Origin of the sequence: Pediococcus damnosus (assembly GCF_001437255.1) — a bacterium.
Taxonomy (GTDB): domain Bacteria; phylum Bacillota; class Bacilli; order Lactobacillales; family Lactobacillaceae; genus Pediococcus; species Pediococcus damnosus.
This window is the reverse complement of the sequence record NZ_JQBD01000011.1, coordinates 1-20532: the sequence shown is the minus strand read 5'-3', so window position 1 is coordinate 20532 and position 20532 is coordinate 1. Positions and strand designations below refer to the sequence as shown.

Genomic DNA, 20532 nt, shown 5'->3' with positions numbered 1-20532 from the left:
AGGATTATTTTGGAAATAAAAAATGCTCAAATAAAAGATGTCCCTCAGGTTGTCACTTTAGTTAAAGTGATTCTAGAGGAAATGGAACTTCCAGCTCTTCACGAATTAAGCGATGACCAACTAACCCAGCTCTTTGAAAAGACTTTTGCTTCACCCGAATATCAAGGCGAAATGGCTAACCTCATTGTTGCTAAGGATCACGATAAAGTTCTTGGTATGATGTTTGGCTATGTTGGTAAATTTGAACAACAACTCTTTGACGTCTTCCCTCGTTATTATGCTGAATTAGCAATTCCTGAAAAAACAGTGATTTTTTCAGATCATGAAGCAGATGAGGATGAATGGTATCTAAACACACTTTGTGTAGACGCTAGCCATCGCGGTGAAGGAATTGGTACGCAGCTTTTAAACTACCTGCCAACAATTGCCAAACAAGTTCACACTAATGAAGTTGGCTTATTAGTTGATTTTGAAAATCCCCAGGCTGAAAAACTCTATAAGCGGATTGGCTTTAAAAAAGATCGGGTTCAAGTCGTGGCTAATCATAATTATGATCATCTAAAAATGACTGTTTAATTTTTAAAAATTAAATAAACGACCATCTTAAAAACTTGAAGTGAAAAGTTTCATTTTCGCTTCAAGTTTTTATAGCGTGCAGCCTTAAATCTATGCTAAAATTAAATGATTTTTAGATGGGAATTGGAATATGAAAAATACAAAGTATATTAGTTGGCCGGTCCTTGGACTTATGGCCTTTGTCAATGTCATTGGCTTTGATGACATTATTTATAATTTTAAAAACCAGGGTTTAGGCGTCATTACCACTTGGGTGATTTTATTTGCGCTATATGTTGTTCCCTATGGTTTAATGGTTGGCCAATTAGGCTCCACTTTCAGCAGTTCAGGTGGTGGTCTCAGCTCTTGGGTTCGAGAAACTAGTGGTGACACCCTTGGCTATTTCACGGCCTGGACGTACTGGGCAGCATCCATCCCCTACGTAGTTGATACTACCAATTCTGTCGTTGTTGCTTTTGGTTGGTTAATTAATGGCAATAACTCAATGGAAGAACATATGTCAAATGCAATGTTTGCGTTACTTACCTTTCTAGTTTTTGTTATTTTTATTCTGCTGCAGAACCACATCAAAAATTCTTTGCAGGTGCTCAATGTATTGGGCGGTGGTGCCATGTTTATTATGACTATCTTATTCGTTGTTTTAACGGTCATAAATCTAGCTCACGGCACTCACATTGCTTCTGCACCTTTACATTTATCAACTTTTACACCAAAGATTGATCTACACTTCTTCTCTACCCTTGGTTTGTTGATTTACGCCACAAGTGGTTCTGAATTAGTCGCCCCATACGTTACCCGGATGCGCAATCCAAAACGTGATTTTCCAAAATCAATCATGATGTTAACTATAATGGCTGGGTTTCTAACAATTTTTGGTTCATTTTCACTGGGCGTTTTCTTTAATGATCATCATCTTCCCGTTGATTTAAAAATGAATGGTAGTTATTATGCGTTTGATTACGTCGGCCGCCACATTGGGTTAGGCCACTCCATGTTGTTTTTATTTTCAATTGCTCAGCTTCTCTATATGTTTGCCCTACTAGCTTTATTGTTAGATTCCATGACCAGAATGCTAATTTTGGATACGGGCAAACGATTCATGCCACGGCAACTACTGAAACTTAATCGTAACGGTCGGCCAATTAATGGTTACATTCTCACTTCTGCTTTATGTGCTGGAATTCTTTTAATGGGCGTGTTTCTTCCTGACATGAATGAAATTTTCAATTGGCTATTAAACCTGAACGGCATTGTGTCACCTTATGTCACTTGTTGGATTTTCTTTGCCTTTATGCAACTTCGAAAAAATTCACAGAAATACAAATCAGCATATGTTTTTATTAAAAATGATCGGGCCGCCTACCTCGTGGCTCTATGGTGTTTTATGATTACATTTGTTGCGGCCACCTTTGGAATTCTTCCTCAGGATGTTCCACCAAGTTCCTTTACCTATTGGCAGGAACTGGCTATGAACATTGCCACGCCAGGACTTCTTTTGGCCTTGGGATGCGTTATGCCAGCAATTGCTCGAAGACAACATAAGAAACTTAATCAATAACAAAAAAGTGTGGATATCTAACTATCATATTGATAGTAGATATCCACACTTTTTATAAACAATTTAACGGTACCGTTTAACGACCTTAGCTATTTCACGTTCCTGATCACGACGCTTAAGGGTTTCACGTTTATCATACTCATGCTTACCCTTGGCCACGCCAATTAGAACCTTGGCAAAACCGTGCTTTAAGTAAACCTTTAAAGGTACGATGGTAATTCCTTTATTTTGGGTTTGCTCTGCCAATTCCGCAATTTGCTTTTTATGCAATAATAATTTACGGTTTCGTAAAGGATCATGATTAAACTGGTTACCCTCTGTGTACTCACTAATGTGAATATTCATCAGGATTGCCTCGCCATTACGAATTTGTACATAACCATCTTTCAGGTTGATCCGACTAGCGCGAACCGATTTAATTTCTGTTCCGGTCAGTACCATTCCAGCCTCAAAGGTTTGTGAAATTATATAATCATGGCGAGCTTTTTTATTTTGAGCTAAGGCCGGATCTCGATGCTTTGTTCTTGCCTTTGCCATTTAAACATCACTCCTACTTTTTCCGATCATAAGTTTTTGAAGATGATGGCTTACCATGTGAATTTGTTGAATGAGAGTTTCTAGCAGAATTATTCCGATAGTTATTTGAAGACTTTTTGTTAAAGTTCTTGTTGTGACTACCTTGATGATTACCACCCTTGTATTTTCCGCCATTACGGAATTGACGTGGTGGTAACTGAATTTCACTAGTTGGCGTATTTTCAGGATGCAAGAGATCAAAATCGACTTCTCGTTGATCCTTGTCCACACGAACTAATTTCACTTCAATCTCTTGACCAATTTGGTATGTGCGATGCGTATTTCGCCCCACCAATGCCATCTGGTTTTCGACATATTCATAGTAATCGTCCTTCATCTGACTAATGTGGACAAGTCCTTCAACAGTATTATCTAATTCCACAAACAAACCGAATTTCATTACAGAACTCACAACAGCCTTAAACTCTTCACCGACATGATCACCCATATACTCGGCTTTCTTCATGCCATCTACGTCACGTTCAGTATCAATTCCGCGACGTTCAAGTTTAGAAGTATGTGCTGCAACCTCAGGCACTTTTTCTACATATTGAGCTTGTGACTCTTCACTCGTTCCGTCTTCTGCATAATGACGAATCAAACGATGCACAAACATATCTGGATAACGCCGAATTGGTGAAGTGAAATGAGTATAATATTCAGCCGCAAGTCCAAAATGTCCCAAAGAATCTTCCGAATATTTTGCCTGTTTCATACTACGCAACATCATAATCGAAATCATGGGTTCTTCCTTACTTCCAGCAACCTGCTTCAGAACACTCTGGAGCATCTTTGGTTTAATATTCTTTGGACTACCCTTAACTGTATAGCCAAAATTGGTTAAGAATTCAAAGAATTTTAACATGCGATCACTGTCAGGTGTTTCATGAACTCGATACAGGAATGGAACTTTGAGTTCTGAATAATGTTGTGCAACTGTTTCGTTGGCTGCCAACATAAAGGATTCAATCATTCGTTCAGAAGTCCCACGAACGCGCAGTTTAATATCAATTGGATGACCAGTTTCATCGACAATAATTTCAGCTTCATTGTCATCAAACTCAATAGCGCCACGACGTTTCCGACGCTTTAGCAAAATCTTATGCAATTCGCCCATTGTTTCAAACATTGGTACCAAATCTGCATACCGTTCGCGTGTCTTTTCATCATGTGCTTCAAGAATCTTATTCACATTTGCATAAGTCATTCGAGCATCTGATTTAATCACACTTGGATAAATCTTGTGATTAACAACCTTACCGTTCTCATCGATTTCCATTTCACACGTCATTGTCAGGCGCTCCACCTCAGGATTCAAAGAACAAATTCCGTTTGAAAGCTTCCGTGGCAACATTGGAACTACTCGATCAGTTAAATAAACACTGGTACTGCGTCGATAAGCTTCATGATCCAGAGGAGAACCCTCTTTAACATAATGACTTACGTCAGCAATATTAACGCTTAAATGATAATGGCCATTGGACATCTTATATGCGCCAACCGCATCATCAAAATCTTTAGAATCATCCCCGTCAATCGTTACCACAGTCTCATCAGTTAGGTCTTTGCGACCTTCCTTTTCCTCATCGGTAACAAATTCTGGAATTGATTTGATTTCTTCTTTAACATCATCAGGAAATTCATATGGTAATTCATGTTGATAAATAACCTGAAGAATATCGACACCGGGATCATCCTTAAATCCGATTGTTTCCGTGGCAAGTCCTGCCATTAATTTAGGATGTTTTAAAGTTGGATACTGAGTTACTTCAGCTGTGACAACTGCTCCATCTTGGGGTTTAATTCCTGAAGCCAGAACATCGAAATGATAAGAAGCTAACTTCTTGTCTTTTAATTGAATTTCACCAATGACACCATTTTCAGGATCTGCACCAGATGACTGAAAAACACCAACTGCTTGCGTAAAATTACGTTCTGTTATTTTAGTTACGACCCCTTCAGGCCCCTTAGCGTCACCCGGTTTAGCCGCACGAGTAATCCGAACATCAACTTCATCTTGATTCAAAGCAAATGCTGTATGATCTTCACTAATGTATACGTCAGGAATTTCTGGATCAATGGCTACGAAACCAAAACCACGGTCATTAGCATGGAATACACCATGAACAATCTGTTGATCTTGTTGAATAGGCAAGGTAAACTTTCCCTGTTCCGTGATATGGACGCGTTTTGAACGCTCCATCACTGCAAGTTCTTTAACCAAAATGTTAAAAACACTTGCGCCCTCAAGATTCAGTTGCTGAAAAATTTCTTCAGCAGTGAAACTCTCTTTAGGATGTTGACTTAAAAAGCTACTTACTGCAGCTTGAATTTTATTTGTTTCCATCTTTTACCTCAAATTTTAATTTGTTCTTTGCCTTAATTAAAAGCCTCCTGCAAAACACAGGAGGCTTAATCATTAGTGAGAAGAAACATACATCATTGCAATCGCAACGGCAAGGAAAATAATTCCTAATACTAATGTGACTTTTTGCATAAACGCTTCGAATCCACGCGGTTTTGACTTGGCAAAAAGGTCATCTGCCCCACCAGAAAATGAAGACAATGCATTATCTGTCTTTGCTGGCTGCATCATTACCGAAATGATAATCAAAACTGAAACAATTAATAATGTTGTCATTAAAAAATTATACAAGTAGCGACCTCCTACCTAAAATCTTGTAGTATATATCCTCTATATTTTATCATAGTTTAGCTTTTTTTCCAGTCTTATGGATAATTTTCCCGATTATTAAAATTTTTCTGTCCCTCAACTATCAATCTGACTATATTGCAGCTTCTTTAGCTTGCGTAAAATATTTCCACGATTTTGATGCCCGGTTGTCACAATTAATGTATCACCAGCCTGCAACAATGTATCACCGTGGGGAATAATTTCGCGTTCACCACGACGAACAGCAATTAACAAGCTATTTTCTGGCCATTTAAAATCACGCACTTGATGATTTGCTAAATCCGATCCTGCAAAAATCGGGAACTCCACCCGATCAAGTTTACCACCTGTTTGCGCCATTTTTGGTTTCACAATTTTATGAAGCAACGATTCATAAATTGGCGCGCCGCCCATGAGATCGACCACCAAATAGGCAGTAATCGAAACAACAGCTAGTGGCATCAAATGATGGAGCGTGCCGACCATTTCCGTAATCAGTAAAATCGCAGTAAACGGTGCTTTCCCAATTCCAGCAAAATAGCCTGCCATTGCTATAATAATAAAGTTAACCAAATAAGCAGATGGCATCCAGCCTAACTGAATCATAACTTTCCCATAAATTGCCCCAAGGATTGCTCCTAATGACAGAATTGGCAAGAAAATCCCACCTGGCAATCCTGATCCATAAGAAATCATAGAAAATACAAATCTCAGAACAAATATGCCAACCAACACAATTAAAGCCGGTGAATGGGCGGCAATTGCTAGAATAATATTATTGCCACCACCCAACAAATTAGGAGTTAAAATTCCAATTGGAATAACCAAAACAAAAGGCACAATTCCAAACAGCCAACTTGGTAATTTCGTCAAATAAGCGTACCAATCACCCATTTTCAGTAGAACACGTTGGTAAACAAATCCCATCACACCGAGAAAAATACCTAATAATAGTAAGTGCGGATACATCGTCAGTGGCAACGTCCGGGCATAAACAATATGTAAAACAGGTGTTAATCCAAAAAAGACCGTAGAAACAAAATTTGAAGCAATCGCACTAGCCAAAGCTGTTGTCCATATCAGTGGCGAAAAATTGTGATAGACCTCTTCAAGCACAAATAATGTACTGGCAATTGGTGCATTGAATGCAGCTGATAATCCGGCTGCTGCCCCACTTGCAATCAGGACACGCCGTTTCAATTCCGTCTGATGCGTTACCTCTGCATAGCCTTGCGCAATCGTGGCTCCTAACTGAATTGATGGCCCTTCCCGACCTAAAAACAGACCGGAACCGATTGATAAGATTCCACCAATAAATTTACGCCATAACACTGGCCACCAGGCATATTCTAAATTTCCAGCCAGTTGTCCTTCCACTTGTGGGATTCCAGATCCTTTGATTTCCGGATACTGGCGTCCCATATAACCAACCACAACGGCGACAAGCAACATGAGAAGTAACCAGACTGGGATTAACTCAAGATGCACCGAAAGCTGCTTATAAACGACTGTCATTAGTTTCAAGCCGTTCACAATTGCCAAACGGAAAACACTGACTACTAACCCGGCAATGGCTCCTGTAAGGCATCCCTGTAGAATATAAGTTAACCGTGTGCGATCGGGAACTCTTTGTTTTTTGGTTGGCTGGGCTTGCCATTGCATATCATTTCACTTCTCATTTTTATAAATTTTAAAACATCACTGTTTAGTTTAGCACGAAAATACTTTAATTAAAAAAAGGTTAAGCCAATTAACTACGTATGTTTGGCTTAACTTTATTTATAATTTATTTTTTTCGATACGGCTGGTGTTTAAACATCCGAGCAGCTTGTACGGCCTCTTGCCAGCCAGAATACAAATTTTCACGCTCTTCTGAATTCATTTTCGGTAAAAAGCTCTGACCACTTTGATAAATAGTTTTAATATCCCCAATATCTTTCCAAAAACCAACGCCCAGACCCGCCAAAAACGCTGCACCCAATGAAGTAGTTTCAAGATCTGCCGCTCGATCAATCTCAATCCCTAAAATATCAGCCTGAAATTGCATCAGATAGTTGTTATGAGAAGCGCCTCCGTCCACTTTAAGCATCGGAATCTCAATCCCGGCATCTTGCTTCATTGTATCAACAACATCTCGTGATTGATAAGCCAATGACTGCAGCGTGGCTTTAATAAAATCATTTTTGGTTGTTCCTCTCGTGATTCCAAACACAGATCCTCTCGTGACAGAATCCCAATACGGCGCCCCCAGTCCAGTAAACGCCGGTACCACATAAATTTCGTTATGGTCCTTTGAATTAAGTGCGGCTTGCTCCGATTCTTCCGAAGTTTTTAATAATTGCATGCCGTCGCGCAACCATTGAATGGCCGATCCCGCAACAAAAATGCTCCCTTCCAATGCATAGTAAACTTGATTATTTATTCCGTAAGCAATTGTGGTCAGTAAATTATGATCAGATAACTGTGGTTTAGTGCCTGTATTCATCACAACAAAGGCCCCAGTCCCGTATGTATTTTTGACCATCCCTGGTTCAAAAGCCATTTGCCCAAACAAGGCAGCCTGCTGATCACCAGCCATTCCAGAAATAGGGACTTCACTTCCATAAAAGTGATAATCCCTTGTATAGCCATAAATACCAGAATTGGGTTTTACTTTCGGTAACATAGTTTTGGGGATATTTAAAAGCTGCAAAATGTCGGTATCCCATTTAAGGTCATAAATATTATATAGCATTGTTCGACTGGCATTGGAATAATCCGTAACATGCACAGCTCCGCCAGTAAGTTTCCAAACTAACCAGGTATCAATCGTTCCAAATAACAACTCGCCATTTTCTGCACGTTTTTGCGCATTGGGCACACGATCTAAAATCCAACGAATTTTCGTTGCAGAAAAATAAGCGTCCACAATTAAACCAGTTTTTTCATGAATCTCTTTTTGATATCCCGCCAAAATCAACTCATTAGCAATATCAGCCGTCTGTCGTGATTGCCAGACGATCGCATTATAAATTGGCAACCCAGTTTTCTTATCCCAGATTACAGTTGTTTCACGTTGATTTGTAATTCCAATTCCTTTAATTTGCGATGGTTGGATCCGTGATTTAATTAGCGCGTCCGCAATTGTTGATAACACGGCATCCCAAATTTCATTTGCATCATGTTCCACCCAGCCAGGATTAGGAAACTTTTGTGAAATTTCTTTCTGAGCCTCAACCACTTTTTGACCAGCATGATCAAAAATAATGGCTCGTGTACTTGTAGTCCCTTCATCAATGGCCAAAATATAACTTTTTGACATTTGTATAACCTCGTTTTTATTTTTAAATCGGCCCAGTAACTAATCAGATAGCAAATCCGATTTTTTGTTTATACACATCCAAAACGGACTTGAACCACCGTTACTACAAAATTTCTCCATTATGTGAAAATGAAACCACACTTTTTTATAAAAAGAGAAAATCCATCATGATCAATCATTAAAACTGCTTGTTGCCGATTATCAAAAACTAAACGGTGGCAAACCATTTGATGTATAAAAGCCCTAATCTTAAGTATTAATTACCATCATTTTACTCTTTTTTAAGATAACACGCAGCACAAAAAAGAGCCATCCAGAATAACCCGAATGACTCTTAACGAACTTATTTATAAACGTAAAATTACTTGTTTGTAATTGCGTTACGTGCTTGTTCGCTCAAGTTGTAGAATGATTTGATACCCTTGTAATCTGCAACTTCACCTAATTGATCTTCAATACGCATCAATTGGTTATATTTAGCAATTCGCTCTGTACGACTCATTGAACCAGTCTTAATTTGACCAGCATTTAAAGCAACAACTAAGTCAGCAATGGTTGTATCTTCTGTTTCACCAGAACGATGAGAAACGATTGCTGTATAGCCAGCTTCTTTTGCCATTTCGATAGCATTAACAGTTTCTGTTAATGTACCAATTTGGTTCAACTTGATCAAGATAGCATTACCAACGCCCATCTTGATACCTTTAGCAAGGTAGTCTGTGTTTGTAACGAATAAATCGTCACCAACGATTTGAACTTTCTTGCCAAGTTTGTCAGTAGCCATCTTCCAGTCTTCCCATTCGTTTTCATCCAAAGGATCTTCGATAGAAACAACTGGGTACTTTTCAACGATACCATCAAGTAAGTCAACAAATTCTGAAGCAGTATATGACTTGCCGTCACCCTTTAAGTCATACTTCTTTGTATCTGCATTGTAAAATTCAGATGCAGCACAATCAAAGGCAATTGCAATGTCCTTGCCTGGTTTGTAACCAGCACGCTTGATAGCTTCAACAAGGATTTCGAATGGTTCCTCATTGTTCTTCAAGTCAGGAGCAAATCCACCTTCATCACCAACAGCTGTTGAGTAGCCTTTTTCGTTCAAAAGGTTCTTCAAGTTATGGAATGTTTCTGAACACCAACGAATTGCTTCTGTAATTGTTGGAGCACCAACAGGCATAATCATGAATTCTTGGAAGTCAACATCATTGTTTGCATGTTTACCACCATTAATAACGTTCATCATTGGTGTTGGTAAAACATGAGCATTGAATCCACCCAAGTAATTGTACAAAGGAACCTGGAGTTCATCAGCAGCAGCACGAGCAGCAGCCAAAGAAACACCAAGAATTGCATTTGCACCTAACTTAGCTTTGTTAGGAGTACCATCAAGGTCGATCATAGCCTTGTCGATAGCTAATTGGTCAGTTACTTCATAACCAACGATCTTCTTAGCGATCAACTTGTTAACATTGTCAACAGCCTTGGTTACGCCTTGGCCCATGAACTTGCTCTTGTCGCCATCACGAAGCTCAACAGCTTCATGTTCACCAGTTGAAGCACCAGAAGGAACGATACCACGGCCGAAACCGCCATCTTCTGTATATAATTCAACTTCAACAGTTGGGTTACCACGTGAATCTAAAACCTGACGTGCATAAATATCAGTAATAAGTGACATATTGTAATTTTTCCTCACTAAATTTAATAAATTCTGTTACAACTCAATTGTATTACACTTCCGCCTAAAAATTAAGCGTTAAAGTTAACCAATTCCAAGAATGATTCAGGAACCATACTTGCACCACCGACTAAACCGCCATCGATGTCTTCTTTGCTCATTAATTCTTTAACGTTAGCAGGTTTAACACTGCCACCGTATTGAATACGAACTTTAGAAGCTGTTGTTTGGTCATATAACTTAGCAACAGTTTCACGAAGGACGTGAACGACTTCTTGAGCTTGATCACTTGAAGCTGTTTTACCAGTTCCAATTGCCCAGATTGGTTCGTAAGCAATTACAAGTGAAGCCACTTGATCTGCAGATAAACCTTTAAGTGCATTTGTGATTTGGCCTGAAACCCACTCATTGGTTTGACCAGCTTCACGTTGGTCTAAAGTTTCACCACAGCAAATGATTGGTAACATATTGTTAGCAAAAACTGCCTTAGCTTTTTTATTGATGTCTTCATCTGTTTCGCCAAAGTATTGACGACGTTCTGAATGACCAATAATAACATAATCAACGCCCATTTCAGAAAGCACTTTTGGTGAAGTTTCACCAGTAAAAGCACCTTCATCTTCAAAGTAGCAGTTTTCAGCAGCTACTTTAAGGTTTGTACCCTTAGCTGCATCTAACAAAGCTTGTAAATCAACGGCAGGAGCACCGATAACAGATTCTACTTTGCTACTTTCAGGAAGTTGATCCTTAACAGCATTAACAAATTCAGTTGTTTCTTTAGGGTTCTTGTTCATTTTCCAATTTCCAGCAATAATTGGTGTACGCAAAATAATACTTCCTTTCATTTATAACAAATTCTTTTCAGACAGCAGAAAAGAATTGAAATTCAATTCAATCCTGTTGTGAAGCTTATTTGTTTGAAATTGCAGCAATTCCTGGTAATTCCTTACCTTCGAGGTACTCAAGTGAAGCACCACCACCAGTAGAAATATGAGTTAACTTATCGCCAACGCCAAGTTGTTTAACAGCAGCAGTTGAATCACCACCACCAACAATTGTGGTTGCATCAGTTAATGTACCTAAGAACTTACCAATTTCAAGAGTTCCTTCAGCATAGTTGCTCATTTCGAATACACCCATTGGTCCATTCCAAACAACCGTCTTAGCATCTTTTAAAACATCTTCAAATTCTTTAATTGACTTAGGTCCGATATCAAGTGCCATATAGCCATCAGGAATATCTCCTTCAACTACTTTATGAGGAACATCGTTATCGAATTTTTCAGCAACAACACTGTCAGATGGTAACACAATCTTGTCACCAGCTTTGTCCAAGATTTCTTTTGCTAGTCCAACTTTGTCTTTTTCAACAAGTGAAGTACCAATCTTCATGCCTTTAGCAGCATAGAATGTATATGTCATACCACCACCGATAATAACTTTATCAGCTTTATCAAGTAAATGATCAATGACACCAATCTTATCAGAAACCTTAGCACCACCTAAGATAGCAACAAATGGGTGCTTTGGATTATCAACAGCATTTCCAAGGAATTTAATTTCCTTTTCCATCAAGAATCCGGCAGCAACAGGTTTGTTAGCTGCTTTCATAGCTGTAGCGATTCCCACGTTAGAAGCGTGTGAACGATGAGCAGTACCAAAAGCATCATTTACAAACTCGTCGCCAAGTGAAGCCCAATATTGGCCAAGTTCTTGGTCGTTGCCACTTTCTTTTTTGCCATCAAGATCTTCAAAACGAGTGTTTTCAAATAAGAGAACATCTCCGTCTTTCATATCAGCAATAGCATCTTCCAATTGTTTGCCACGGGTTGCAGGCACAAAAGTAACTGGCTTGCCTAAAAGATCAGACAAACGTTGAGCAACTGGACGCATTGTTAAAGCCTTTTTATCATCTTCCGTTTTAACACGGCCAAGATGTGAGAACAAGATTGCTTTACCATCATGTTCGATGATGTATTTGATTGTTGGTAATGCAGCAACGATTCGGTTGTCGTCACCAATCACACCATTTTTAACGGGAACATTAAAGTCCACACGCATTAAAACTTTTTTATCTTTAACATCTAAATCAGAAACTGTTAATTTAGCCAAAGTTATTCCTCCTAATTTAAGAAATTAATGTATTATCAATAAAAAAAGACGGAGGAAGTTTGCCTCCCTCCGCCTTAAACCGTTAGACGGTTTTGAAATCTGCAAACTTAAAGATTAATTTAATCCTAGAGAGTAGCAAACTTCAATAAAGTACGTACCATTTGGCAAGTGAAGCCATATTCGTTGTCGTACCAAGCAACAGTTTTAACTAATTGATTGTCTCCAGCGCTTGTAACTTCAGTTTGTGTTGGGTCAAAGATTGAACCGTATGTTGTGCCGATAACGTCACTAGATACGATTTCGTCTTCGTTGTAACCAAATGATTCGTTGTTTTCTGTATGTTTCTTCATTGCAGCATTAACTTCGTCAGCTGTAACATTCTTACCTAAGATTGCAACTAATTCTGTTAATGAACCATCAACAACACCGACACGTTGTGCATGTCCTTGTAATTTACCAACTAATTCTGGAATTACAAGACCAATAGCTTTAGCAGCACCAGTTGAATGAGGAATAGTGTTAACACCAGCAGCACGAGCAGCACGTAAGTTTCCACCACGAACTGGGCCATCAAGTAACATTTGTGTACTTGTGTAAGCATGGATTGTTGTCATTGTACCTACTTTAATACCAAATTCTTGGTTTAAGAAGTAAGCCATAGGTGCTAAACAGTTTGTTGTACATGAGCCAGCAGAAACAATCTTGTCATCTGCAGTTAAAACGTCATCATTAACGTTGTAAACAACAGTCTTAAGATCATTACCAGCAGGAGCAGAAATCAGAACACGTTTTGCGCCGGCATCCAAATGAGCTTGTGCCTTTGCTTTTGATGTATAGAAACCTGTACATTCAAGAACAAAATCAACACCATCAGCTTTAACCCATGGAATATCCTGTGCTTTAGGTTCTGCGTAAACACGGTATTTCTTGCCATCAACAATGATGGAGTCATCTGTCGCGCTAACCTCACCAGGGAAAGTGCCATGTGTTGAGTCATACTTCAATAAATGTGCCAACATTGCTGGACTTGTCAAATCATTGATAGCCACAACTTCAATATCATTTGACTTTGCGCCTAATTCATAGATCCGACGGAAAGCTAAACGACCGATACGTCCAAAACCATTAATACCAATCTTTACAGTCATACTAAGATTTCCTCCTTTAGGAATCAAAAAAAATATATTTTATTTTAAAAAGTGATGTTAAAAACATTACTTTTTTAAAATCAAGTTTGCAGCACCCTCATCAGTAACCAAATAGGTTTGTTGAGGTGCTAAATTCATGTAAGAGCGAATTGCTTGAGCTTTTGTATGCCCACCTGCAACTGCAAAAACATGATCGATTGAATTGATACGCTCAAATTGCAATCCAATTCGAGGTACCCGATAGACGATCTCACCTTGCTGATTATAGAAACAACCAAAAGCTTCACCAACTGCATTCTTATCTTTTAAAAGATGCAGAATCTTTGGATCTACTTCCCGGCGCTCAGCCATTTCATCGGCGCGACCAATCCCATGAATCACAACATTACTCTGCTTAATAAGTCCCAAAACTAATTGAACACTTGGCTCCTCTAATAATGGTTGATAGCTTTTCTGACTCAATTTTTCTGGCACATACATTGATTGGCTTTCACCATGTGTACGCTCTGCCATAATCGAGCAAACTGTATTCGCCTGCATTGCAAGCGACTGACCCATACCACCACGTCCAGGAACAAAAGTAAGTTGTCTTTTATTGGATAATTCTGGGGAAAATTCTTTAGCAACTTGTGCCATTGTATTTCCGCCCATCACTACTATTACATTATTACCCTCTGGTAACAATTTTGCAAGTGTATCGTTCAGAATTGTTCCCATTCCATCAAGAACTCGATCTTGGCGATCACTATCACCAGAAACGATAAAACAACGATCAATGTTTAGGATTTGTGCCAACTCTCGTTCGGACTGTTGTAATCCCAACATACTGTCAACCATGGCACTTAGTCCGGTCAAAGCAGCTTGTCCTTCGCTAGTCAACATCATCCCTGCCGGAGAACTTTGAATCATTCCCAGCTTTCTCAACATATCTGTATGCGTTCGTAAGACACGCTCACTCATATTAAGATGAGCAGCTAAAGCTCGTCGACCAATGGGAGCCATTAGTGCAACTGACCGCAGAACTGAAAAACGCTTTAAGAAAACGTCAACCATATCTGGTGCAATTGCTTCTAACCATTTTATCTCGTTTCGCATGATCTCTCTGCTTCCAATTGGGACGTAAGCCGTCCATATGTGTCACCGAACGACCCAACTAATTCAAAATAATTGGCATACACCTAATCAAATGACTTTTTCGGTTGTATACCACTCGCTTACATATTGAATTATATCAGGAGCTGTCCTTCAATGCAACTCAAACCACTAGACATTATCAAACGTTTCCATCTAGCTATAGTTAATTCGCTTCATACCGCTTTCTAGCTGAAGAAGACGGAATATTTAAACTTTCGCGATATTTTGCAACTGTCCTTCGTGAGACTTCAATCTTTCGAGCTGCTAATTGTTTAACGATTTTTGCATCCGATAATGGTTTTTGTTTATCTTCTTCATGAATAAATTTTTGGAGAAGTTGCTTTACCGTGTCTACCGATAATCCCTCTGGTGAAGCGTCTGTTTTGGCAACTGCACTACTAAAAAATGATTTCAGTTCAAAAGTGCCAAATCGCGTTTGCAAATACTTTCCATTGACAGCACGACTAATCGTTGATTCATGCAAGCCCAATTTTAGTGCAACATCTTGTAACAAGAATGGTCGCAATTCTTTTGTTTTTTCAAGAAAGAAATCCTGTTGATGTTCCACTAAGACTTTCCCAACACGCAAAATTGTGCTTTCCCTTTGTTCAAGGCTTCTAGAAATCCAATCGAACTCTTTCTTTTTATCTTTAACATATCGTGTTACTTTTTCGTCTTTACGTTGCAACATTTTTTGAAAATAGTGCTGTTGAAAATGAACGCTTGGTTTAGCTGATCGCGACATTCGAACAGTTAATTTTCCTGCATCATTTTCTACAATTAAATCGGGAAAAATATACTGAGGTCCCTCATCACTAAAACGAGCCCCTGGGTTGGGTGTTAGCGTACGGATATAGTCGAAAGCATCTTGAATTTCAGCCAAAGTCATCCCTTGCTGCTTAGCAATTAGTGTCCATTTTTTATTTGCTAATTCATTAAAATTATCTTTCAAAATGGTAATTGCATTTTCAGGCGCCCAGTCATCGTCCTCAGCCTGAAGAAGCAAGCTTTCCTGTAAATCCTTTGCTCCAACGCCCGGCGGATCTAATTGTTGAATTAAGGTAACCGCATCAATCACGTCCACCTTATTGCTACCTGTTTTTTCCATCGCATCTTCAGTTGATATTTCTAAATAACCGTCTTGATCAATATATTCCAGTAAAAATAAAACTAAATTACGTAACGGAGTGTCCCGCAGTGTGAGATGAATCTGGTCCAAAAGATATTCAAATAAGGACTGATGCGTATCATCTGGAATCTGATTCATATAATTTTCATCACTGGATTGAGTGGATGCTCTTGGCCGAGAATCAATTGGTAAGTCTTCGCGACTAGTTGACACGTCAATCAATGGGTTTTCCAGAGCCTTTTGATTTAAAAAATCTTGTAATTCTTCAACATTGTATTGAAGAATTTGAATTGATTGTTGCAAAGTCTGCGTCATTGCTAAACGTTGTGCCTGTTTTTGATGTTGATGAAGACCTTGTTGCAGAGCCAAGTTAACCACCTCTTTTTTAATAACTTGTTTTTTCAAAGCGAATACAGTAAAATTAAAAAGTAGTTTGCGCCGTTAGTGTAGTGGATCGCACGTGAGATTCCGGTTCTTGAGACGCGGGTTCGACTCCCGCATGGCGCATTTTTTTGTATCCTGATTTATTAGTAATAGTTTTAATGCTACTATAAGTGCTGTCACAGCCCTGTTGAAAGGGCGTTCACAGTCTTCTAATTATCAATCACTACCAATTAGATGTCAAACAATATCAATTCAAATCAATTTGTAATTTATAGATGCTGATTTTTGGATCCATCCCGATTATAAATTCTAATTTCAAGACTGCTTAACTACAGTCTTTTTATTTTGCTTTTTTACAAACACATGTACATTTGATGTATTATAAATTTGCTTGTCAATTCACTTCCGTAACCAATTATAAAGGGTCTTACGCAAATTCATAAAAAGATAATTCTCAACGTAAGCAAAATTGTTTGACCTTTTTTGACCTTGGAGTTAAGCTATTACTATATTAGTGATGAACTAATAAAATAAAAATTAATTTTAAAGGGAGGCTACTAAGTTATGAACTTAGTTCCAACAGTTATTGAACAATCATCACATGGTGAACGTGCCTATGATATCTATTCCCGTCTATTAAAGGATCGAATCATTATGCTTTCCGGTGCCATCGATGATGACGTTGCTAACTCAATTATTGCCCAGCTTTTATTTCTTGACGCCCAGGATTCTGATAAAGATATCTATCTTTACATTAATTCTCCTGGTGGTGTTGTAACTGCCGGCCTTGCTATTTACGATACGATGAACTTCATCAAATCTGACGTTCAAACAATCGTTATGGGAATGGCAGCATCTATGGCTAGTGTCTTGGCTTCTTCTGGTACAAAGGGCAAACGTTTTGCTTTACCTCATTCAGAAGTACTCATTCATCAGCCATCTGGTGGTGCTCAAGGTCAACAAACTGAAATTGAAATTGTCGCAACTGAAATTTTGAAGACACGTAAACAATTGAACCAAATTTTATCTGACAATTCTGGTCAGCCATTAAAAGTTATTAATCGCGATACTGATCGTGATCATTATTTAACGGCTCAAGAAGCAGTCGATTATGGTTTGATTGACGGAATTATGAAAAATAATGCCGATCTAAAGAAATAGCTTTAGCTACNGGACAACGAGTTTAAACTCGTTGTCCTTTTTTTATATCCACAAGCTTAAGCTCGTAGTTTATCTGCATACTCATTTAATTTTCGTAATCGATGGTTTATTCCCGACTTGGAAATAACCCCACTGGGAATTAGTTCACCCAATTCTTTCAAACTAACTTCCTGATTATCCAGCCTCACTCGTGCCACTTCTTGCAATTTTGGTGGCAGTTTTCCAATTCCCACCGTTTCATCAATATATTTAATATTATTAATTTGTTTACTTGAAGCATCGGCTACTTTCGTCAAATTGGCATTCTCGCAATTTACCAAGCGATTAACAGAATTTCGCATATCACGCAGGATACGCACATCCTCAAATTTTAGCATGGAGTTTGTCGCTCCAATTAAAGATAAGAAATCGGCAATTCGTTCTGCTTCTTTTAGATAAACGATATATCCACTGCGGCGTTCCGTTGAGCGGGCATTCAAATTATAACGATTCATCCATTCCGTAAGCATTGCGTTATGTGTTTCATACAAAGAATAAATTTCTAGATGATAGCGACTGGTTTCGGGATTGTTAACTGAGCCTCCAGCTAAAAATGCCCCTCGTAAGTAAGAACGAACTTCACCCTCACTTGTTAACAGCCCATCTGGTACCTTTTCGTTAATTTGAAAATCATCTGTTAAAATCGATAAGTCTTCCAAAATAGCTTGGGCATTGGTCATCAATCGCACAATATACAAGTTATTTTTCTTCAATTTCATTTTACGACGAACAATCAGTTCACCTTCGACAGAATAAAAATCTTTTAATAAAGTATAAATTCGCCGCGCAATGGCAGGATTTTCGGTCTGCACACTTAAAACCAACTGATGATGCACTAAATTAATTGATCCATTCATTCGAATAAGAGCCATTAATTCAGCTTTAGCGTTTTTGGGATGAACTTTTATCCCGGTTAGCTCTTTTTTTACTTCACTTGCATAAGACACGAAAATCCCTTCCTTCTATACTTATTCTAATTATTGGCTAGTCACATGTTTTGGGGCTTCCAGCCACATTAAACAATTCTTCAGCAACCCGATCACCATCATGAAAGGCCCCATGATCTCTTAAACAAAGAAAATCATCAGAAACTACCCGACAGTTCTGAGCTCTTAACCCCTGAAAATCAGGTTGAACCTGAGTAGAATATTCATCATATCGTTCATAGTCCATATAATTATCTGGTACCTTAGCATTATTCACCAAAACAGTATCAACGAAGTTTTGGCCTAAATGGTCATTAAGAACTCGCACATGATCTGAATCAGTAAAGTTATCCGTTTCGCCTTTTTGAGTCATAATATTACAAATATAAACGACTTCTGCCTTTGTTTTTAAAACAGCATCACCAATATTAGAAATCATTAAATTAGGTAAAATGCTTGTAAACAAGCTTCCTGGCCCCAGAACAATTTCATCAGCAGCCAAAATGGCATCAATGGCCTCTTGAACTGCATGTGGTTTTTCGTTTGCATTCCAAGAAGTTGGCTCTACCCAAACGCGCTTTATCGTTTTATGAGCCGCAGTAATCTCTGACTCGCCGGCCAGTTGAGCACCATCAGTAAACTCGGCGTGTAACACAAGTGGTTCATCAGAAGCTGGATAAACATGCCCATCAATTTTCATCATTTCAGAAAGCTCTTGAACAGCAGCAAAAATTCCTGATTTCATTTCAGACAAAGCAGCAATAATTAAATTACCAATTGCATGTCCAGAAAGAAAACTATCATTGCTCTTAAAACGATACTGAAAAATATCCAGTTCTAGTTTAGGTAAATCAGAAAGTGCTACAAGGACATTACGAATGTCACCAGGCGGCACAACGTTAACATAATTTCGAATAATACCTGAAGAACCGCCATCATCGGCAACTGTCACAATCGCTGTGATATCAGCATTCTGTTTTTTTAGACTTTTTAAAATAACTGGTAACCCAGTTCCGCCACCAATTACCACAAACTTAGGGCGATTTTTCGCTGAATATTTCTTTGTCATGATCGATTCACAGTTTCCTTCCGTTTGTTCATGTCACGATGTTGAATATGAACTGTATAGTCTTTATCTAGGTCCTCAGCAACACGCTTTGCAATGGCTACCGAACGATGTTGCCCACCTGTACAACCGATCGCAATCGTCACTGTTGATTTACCCTCTTTTTGATAACCTGGCATTACATATTTTAATAATGAAATAAAATGTTTATAGAATTTTTCAGTAACTGGCTGATCCATAACGTATTTGTATACCGCGTCGTCTAAGCCAGACTTATTTTTTAATTCGGGTACATAATATGGATTGGGTAAAAACCGGACATCCATGACAATATCGGCATCAATTGGCAGTCCATATTTAAATCCAAAGGAAACAACTTCGATATGAAATTTACCGGTTGCCCCATCAGTCCCAAAGCTTTCAAAAATTTGCTCTCGCAATTCACGTGGTGTCATGGTCGTTGTATCAATGACATATTCGGCATTCGTACGAATTGGCGCTAATAATTCCCGTTCTTTGCGGACCCCATCAACCACGCGCCTTTCCATTGCTAATGGATGTGAACGACGGGTTTCCTTATATCGTGAGATTAACTCTTTATCCGAGGTGTCCAGAAACAAAATTTGTGAGTCAATTGCAGCTGTCTCTGATTCTTCATCTGTAAGCATGTGCAAAATTTGGTCATAAAATGCACGTGATCGCAAGTCGACAACTAACGCCACCTTACTGATTTTCCCTGATTCTTTCACTAACTCCCAAAATTTAGGTAAAAGCGCTGGTGGCATATTATCTACACAAAAAAAGCCAAGATCTTCAAAGCTTTGCATAGCAACTGTTTTACCAGCACCACTCATTCCGGTTATAATGACTAGTTGCATTTTTTCATCTGCCATTTCAATATCCCCCGTTCATGATAACTAAGTATAACACACCGGGTGTGCCTTTTTAAACCAGCCGCTTTTTTTGTTAGCCATAGCCAATTTCAAACAAAATCGCGATCAGCCAAATAAAAATGGCTCTCCTCACACAAAAAAAGTGGTTCTACAATATCTGTTGTTGGTAATAGA

The 20532-nt window shown here is 38.7% G+C and carries 17 protein-coding genes and 1 tRNA gene; 4 read left to right on the top strand and 14 right to left on the bottom strand.

Annotated elements, in window-relative coordinates; genetic code table 11:
- The first annotated feature begins 9 nt into the window (after positions 1–9).
- Both IV84_RS02705 and IV84_RS02700 read left to right on the top strand, forming a co-directional pair.
- Complete coding sequence (locus tag IV84_RS02705) at positions 10–576, top strand: GNAT family N-acetyltransferase (RefSeq protein ID WP_046871560.1); 567 nt, start codon at positions 10–12, stop codon at positions 574–576.
- A 130-nt stretch (positions 577–706) separates the two neighbouring features.
- A complete protein-coding gene (locus IV84_RS02700; RefSeq protein WP_046871561.1) occupies positions 707–2134 on the top strand; it encodes an APC family permease in 1428 nt (475 codons plus the stop codon).
- A 63-nt stretch (positions 2135–2197) separates the two neighbouring features.
- Here the strand turns inward: IV84_RS02700 and smpB are convergent, their stop codons facing one another.
- The 11 genes from smpB to rpoN all read right to left on the bottom strand — a co-directional run bounded on the left by smpB (position 2198) and on the right by rpoN (position 16258).
- Positions 2198–2671, bottom strand: a complete 474-nt coding sequence (smpB, locus tag IV84_RS02695; RefSeq protein WP_046871562.1) for an SsrA-binding protein SmpB — start codon at positions 2669–2671, stop codon at positions 2198–2200.
- 13 nt (positions 2672–2684) lie between these two features.
- Complete coding sequence (gene rnr, locus IV84_RS02690) at positions 2685–5057, bottom strand: ribonuclease R (protein ID WP_046871563.1); 2373 nt, start codon at positions 5055–5057, stop codon at positions 2685–2687.
- A gap of 72 nt (positions 5058–5129) precedes the next feature.
- Positions 5130–5366, bottom strand: a complete 237-nt coding sequence (gene secG, locus IV84_RS02685) for a preprotein translocase subunit SecG (protein ID WP_056986069.1) — start codon at positions 5364–5366, stop codon at positions 5130–5132.
- Between the two features lie 114 nt (positions 5367–5480).
- Positions 5481–7046, bottom strand: coding sequence for a ClC family H(+)/Cl(-) exchange transporter (locus tag IV84_RS02680; RefSeq protein ID WP_046871565.1), 1566 nt, complete (start codon positions 7044–7046; stop codon positions 5481–5483).
- Positions 7047–7170: 124 nt separating this feature from the next.
- Positions 7171–8685, bottom strand: coding sequence for a glycerol kinase GlpK (glpK, locus tag IV84_RS02675; RefSeq protein WP_046871566.1), 1515 nt, complete (start codon positions 8683–8685; stop codon positions 7171–7173).
- 361 nt (positions 8686–9046) lie between these two features.
- A complete protein-coding gene (eno, locus tag IV84_RS02670) occupies positions 9047–10366 on the bottom strand; it encodes a phosphopyruvate hydratase (RefSeq protein ID WP_046871567.1) in 1320 nt (439 codons plus the stop codon).
- Between the two features lie 71 nt (positions 10367–10437).
- Positions 10438–11193 carry a triose-phosphate isomerase gene (gene tpiA / locus IV84_RS02665; RefSeq protein WP_046871568.1) on the bottom strand — a complete coding sequence of 252 codons (756 nt, stop codon included), beginning with the start codon at positions 11191–11193 and terminating at the stop codon, positions 10438–10440.
- A gap of 82 nt (positions 11194–11275) precedes the next feature.
- A complete protein-coding gene (locus IV84_RS02660; protein WP_046871569.1) occupies positions 11276–12478 on the bottom strand; it encodes a phosphoglycerate kinase in 1203 nt (400 codons plus the stop codon).
- Positions 12479–12603: 125 nt separating this feature from the next.
- Complete coding sequence (gene gap, locus IV84_RS02655; RefSeq protein ID WP_046871570.1) at positions 12604–13626, bottom strand: type I glyceraldehyde-3-phosphate dehydrogenase; 1023 nt, start codon at positions 13624–13626, stop codon at positions 12604–12606.
- A gap of 66 nt (positions 13627–13692) precedes the next feature.
- Positions 13693–14721: a sugar-binding transcriptional regulator gene (locus IV84_RS02650; protein WP_056986068.1), complete on the bottom strand. Its 1029-nt coding sequence runs from the start codon at positions 14719–14721 to the stop codon at positions 13693–13695.
- Positions 14722–14923: 202 nt separating this feature from the next.
- Positions 14924–16258: an RNA polymerase factor sigma-54 gene (gene rpoN / locus IV84_RS02645; RefSeq protein ID WP_056986067.1), complete on the bottom strand. Its 1335-nt coding sequence runs from the start codon at positions 16256–16258 to the stop codon at positions 14924–14926.
- 66 nt (positions 16259–16324) lie between these two features.
- Here rpoN and IV84_RS02640 point away from each other — a divergent pair.
- Both IV84_RS02640 and IV84_RS02635 read left to right on the top strand, forming a co-directional pair.
- Positions 16325–16396, top strand: a tRNA-Arg gene (locus IV84_RS02640).
- Between the two features lie 441 nt (positions 16397–16837).
- Positions 16838–17434: an ATP-dependent Clp protease proteolytic subunit gene (locus tag IV84_RS02635; RefSeq protein ID WP_046871572.1), complete on the top strand. Its 597-nt coding sequence runs from the start codon at positions 16838–16840 to the stop codon at positions 17432–17434.
- A gap of 56 nt (positions 17435–17490) precedes the next feature.
- On the opposite strand, the gene whiA is transcribed toward IV84_RS02635, so the two are convergent.
- From whiA to rapZ, 3 genes are read right to left on the bottom strand one after another with little or no spacing between them, the layout of a single operon-like run.
- Positions 17491–18420: a DNA-binding protein WhiA gene (gene whiA / locus IV84_RS02630; RefSeq protein ID WP_046871920.1), complete on the bottom strand. Its 930-nt coding sequence runs from the start codon at positions 18418–18420 to the stop codon at positions 17491–17493.
- 37 nt (positions 18421–18457) lie between these two features.
- Entirely contained in the window at positions 18458–19468 is a 1011-nt protein-coding gene (locus IV84_RS02625; RefSeq protein ID WP_046871919.1) for a gluconeogenesis factor YvcK family protein, read from the bottom strand.
- On the bottom strand, positions 19465–20358 hold the full coding sequence (gene rapZ, locus IV84_RS02620; protein ID WP_056986066.1) for an RNase adapter RapZ: 894 nt from the start codon (positions 20356–20358) through the stop codon (positions 19465–19467). The genes IV84_RS02625 and rapZ overlap by 4 nt, the downstream gene beginning before the upstream one ends.
- Between the last annotated feature and the right edge of the window lie 174 nt (positions 20359–20532).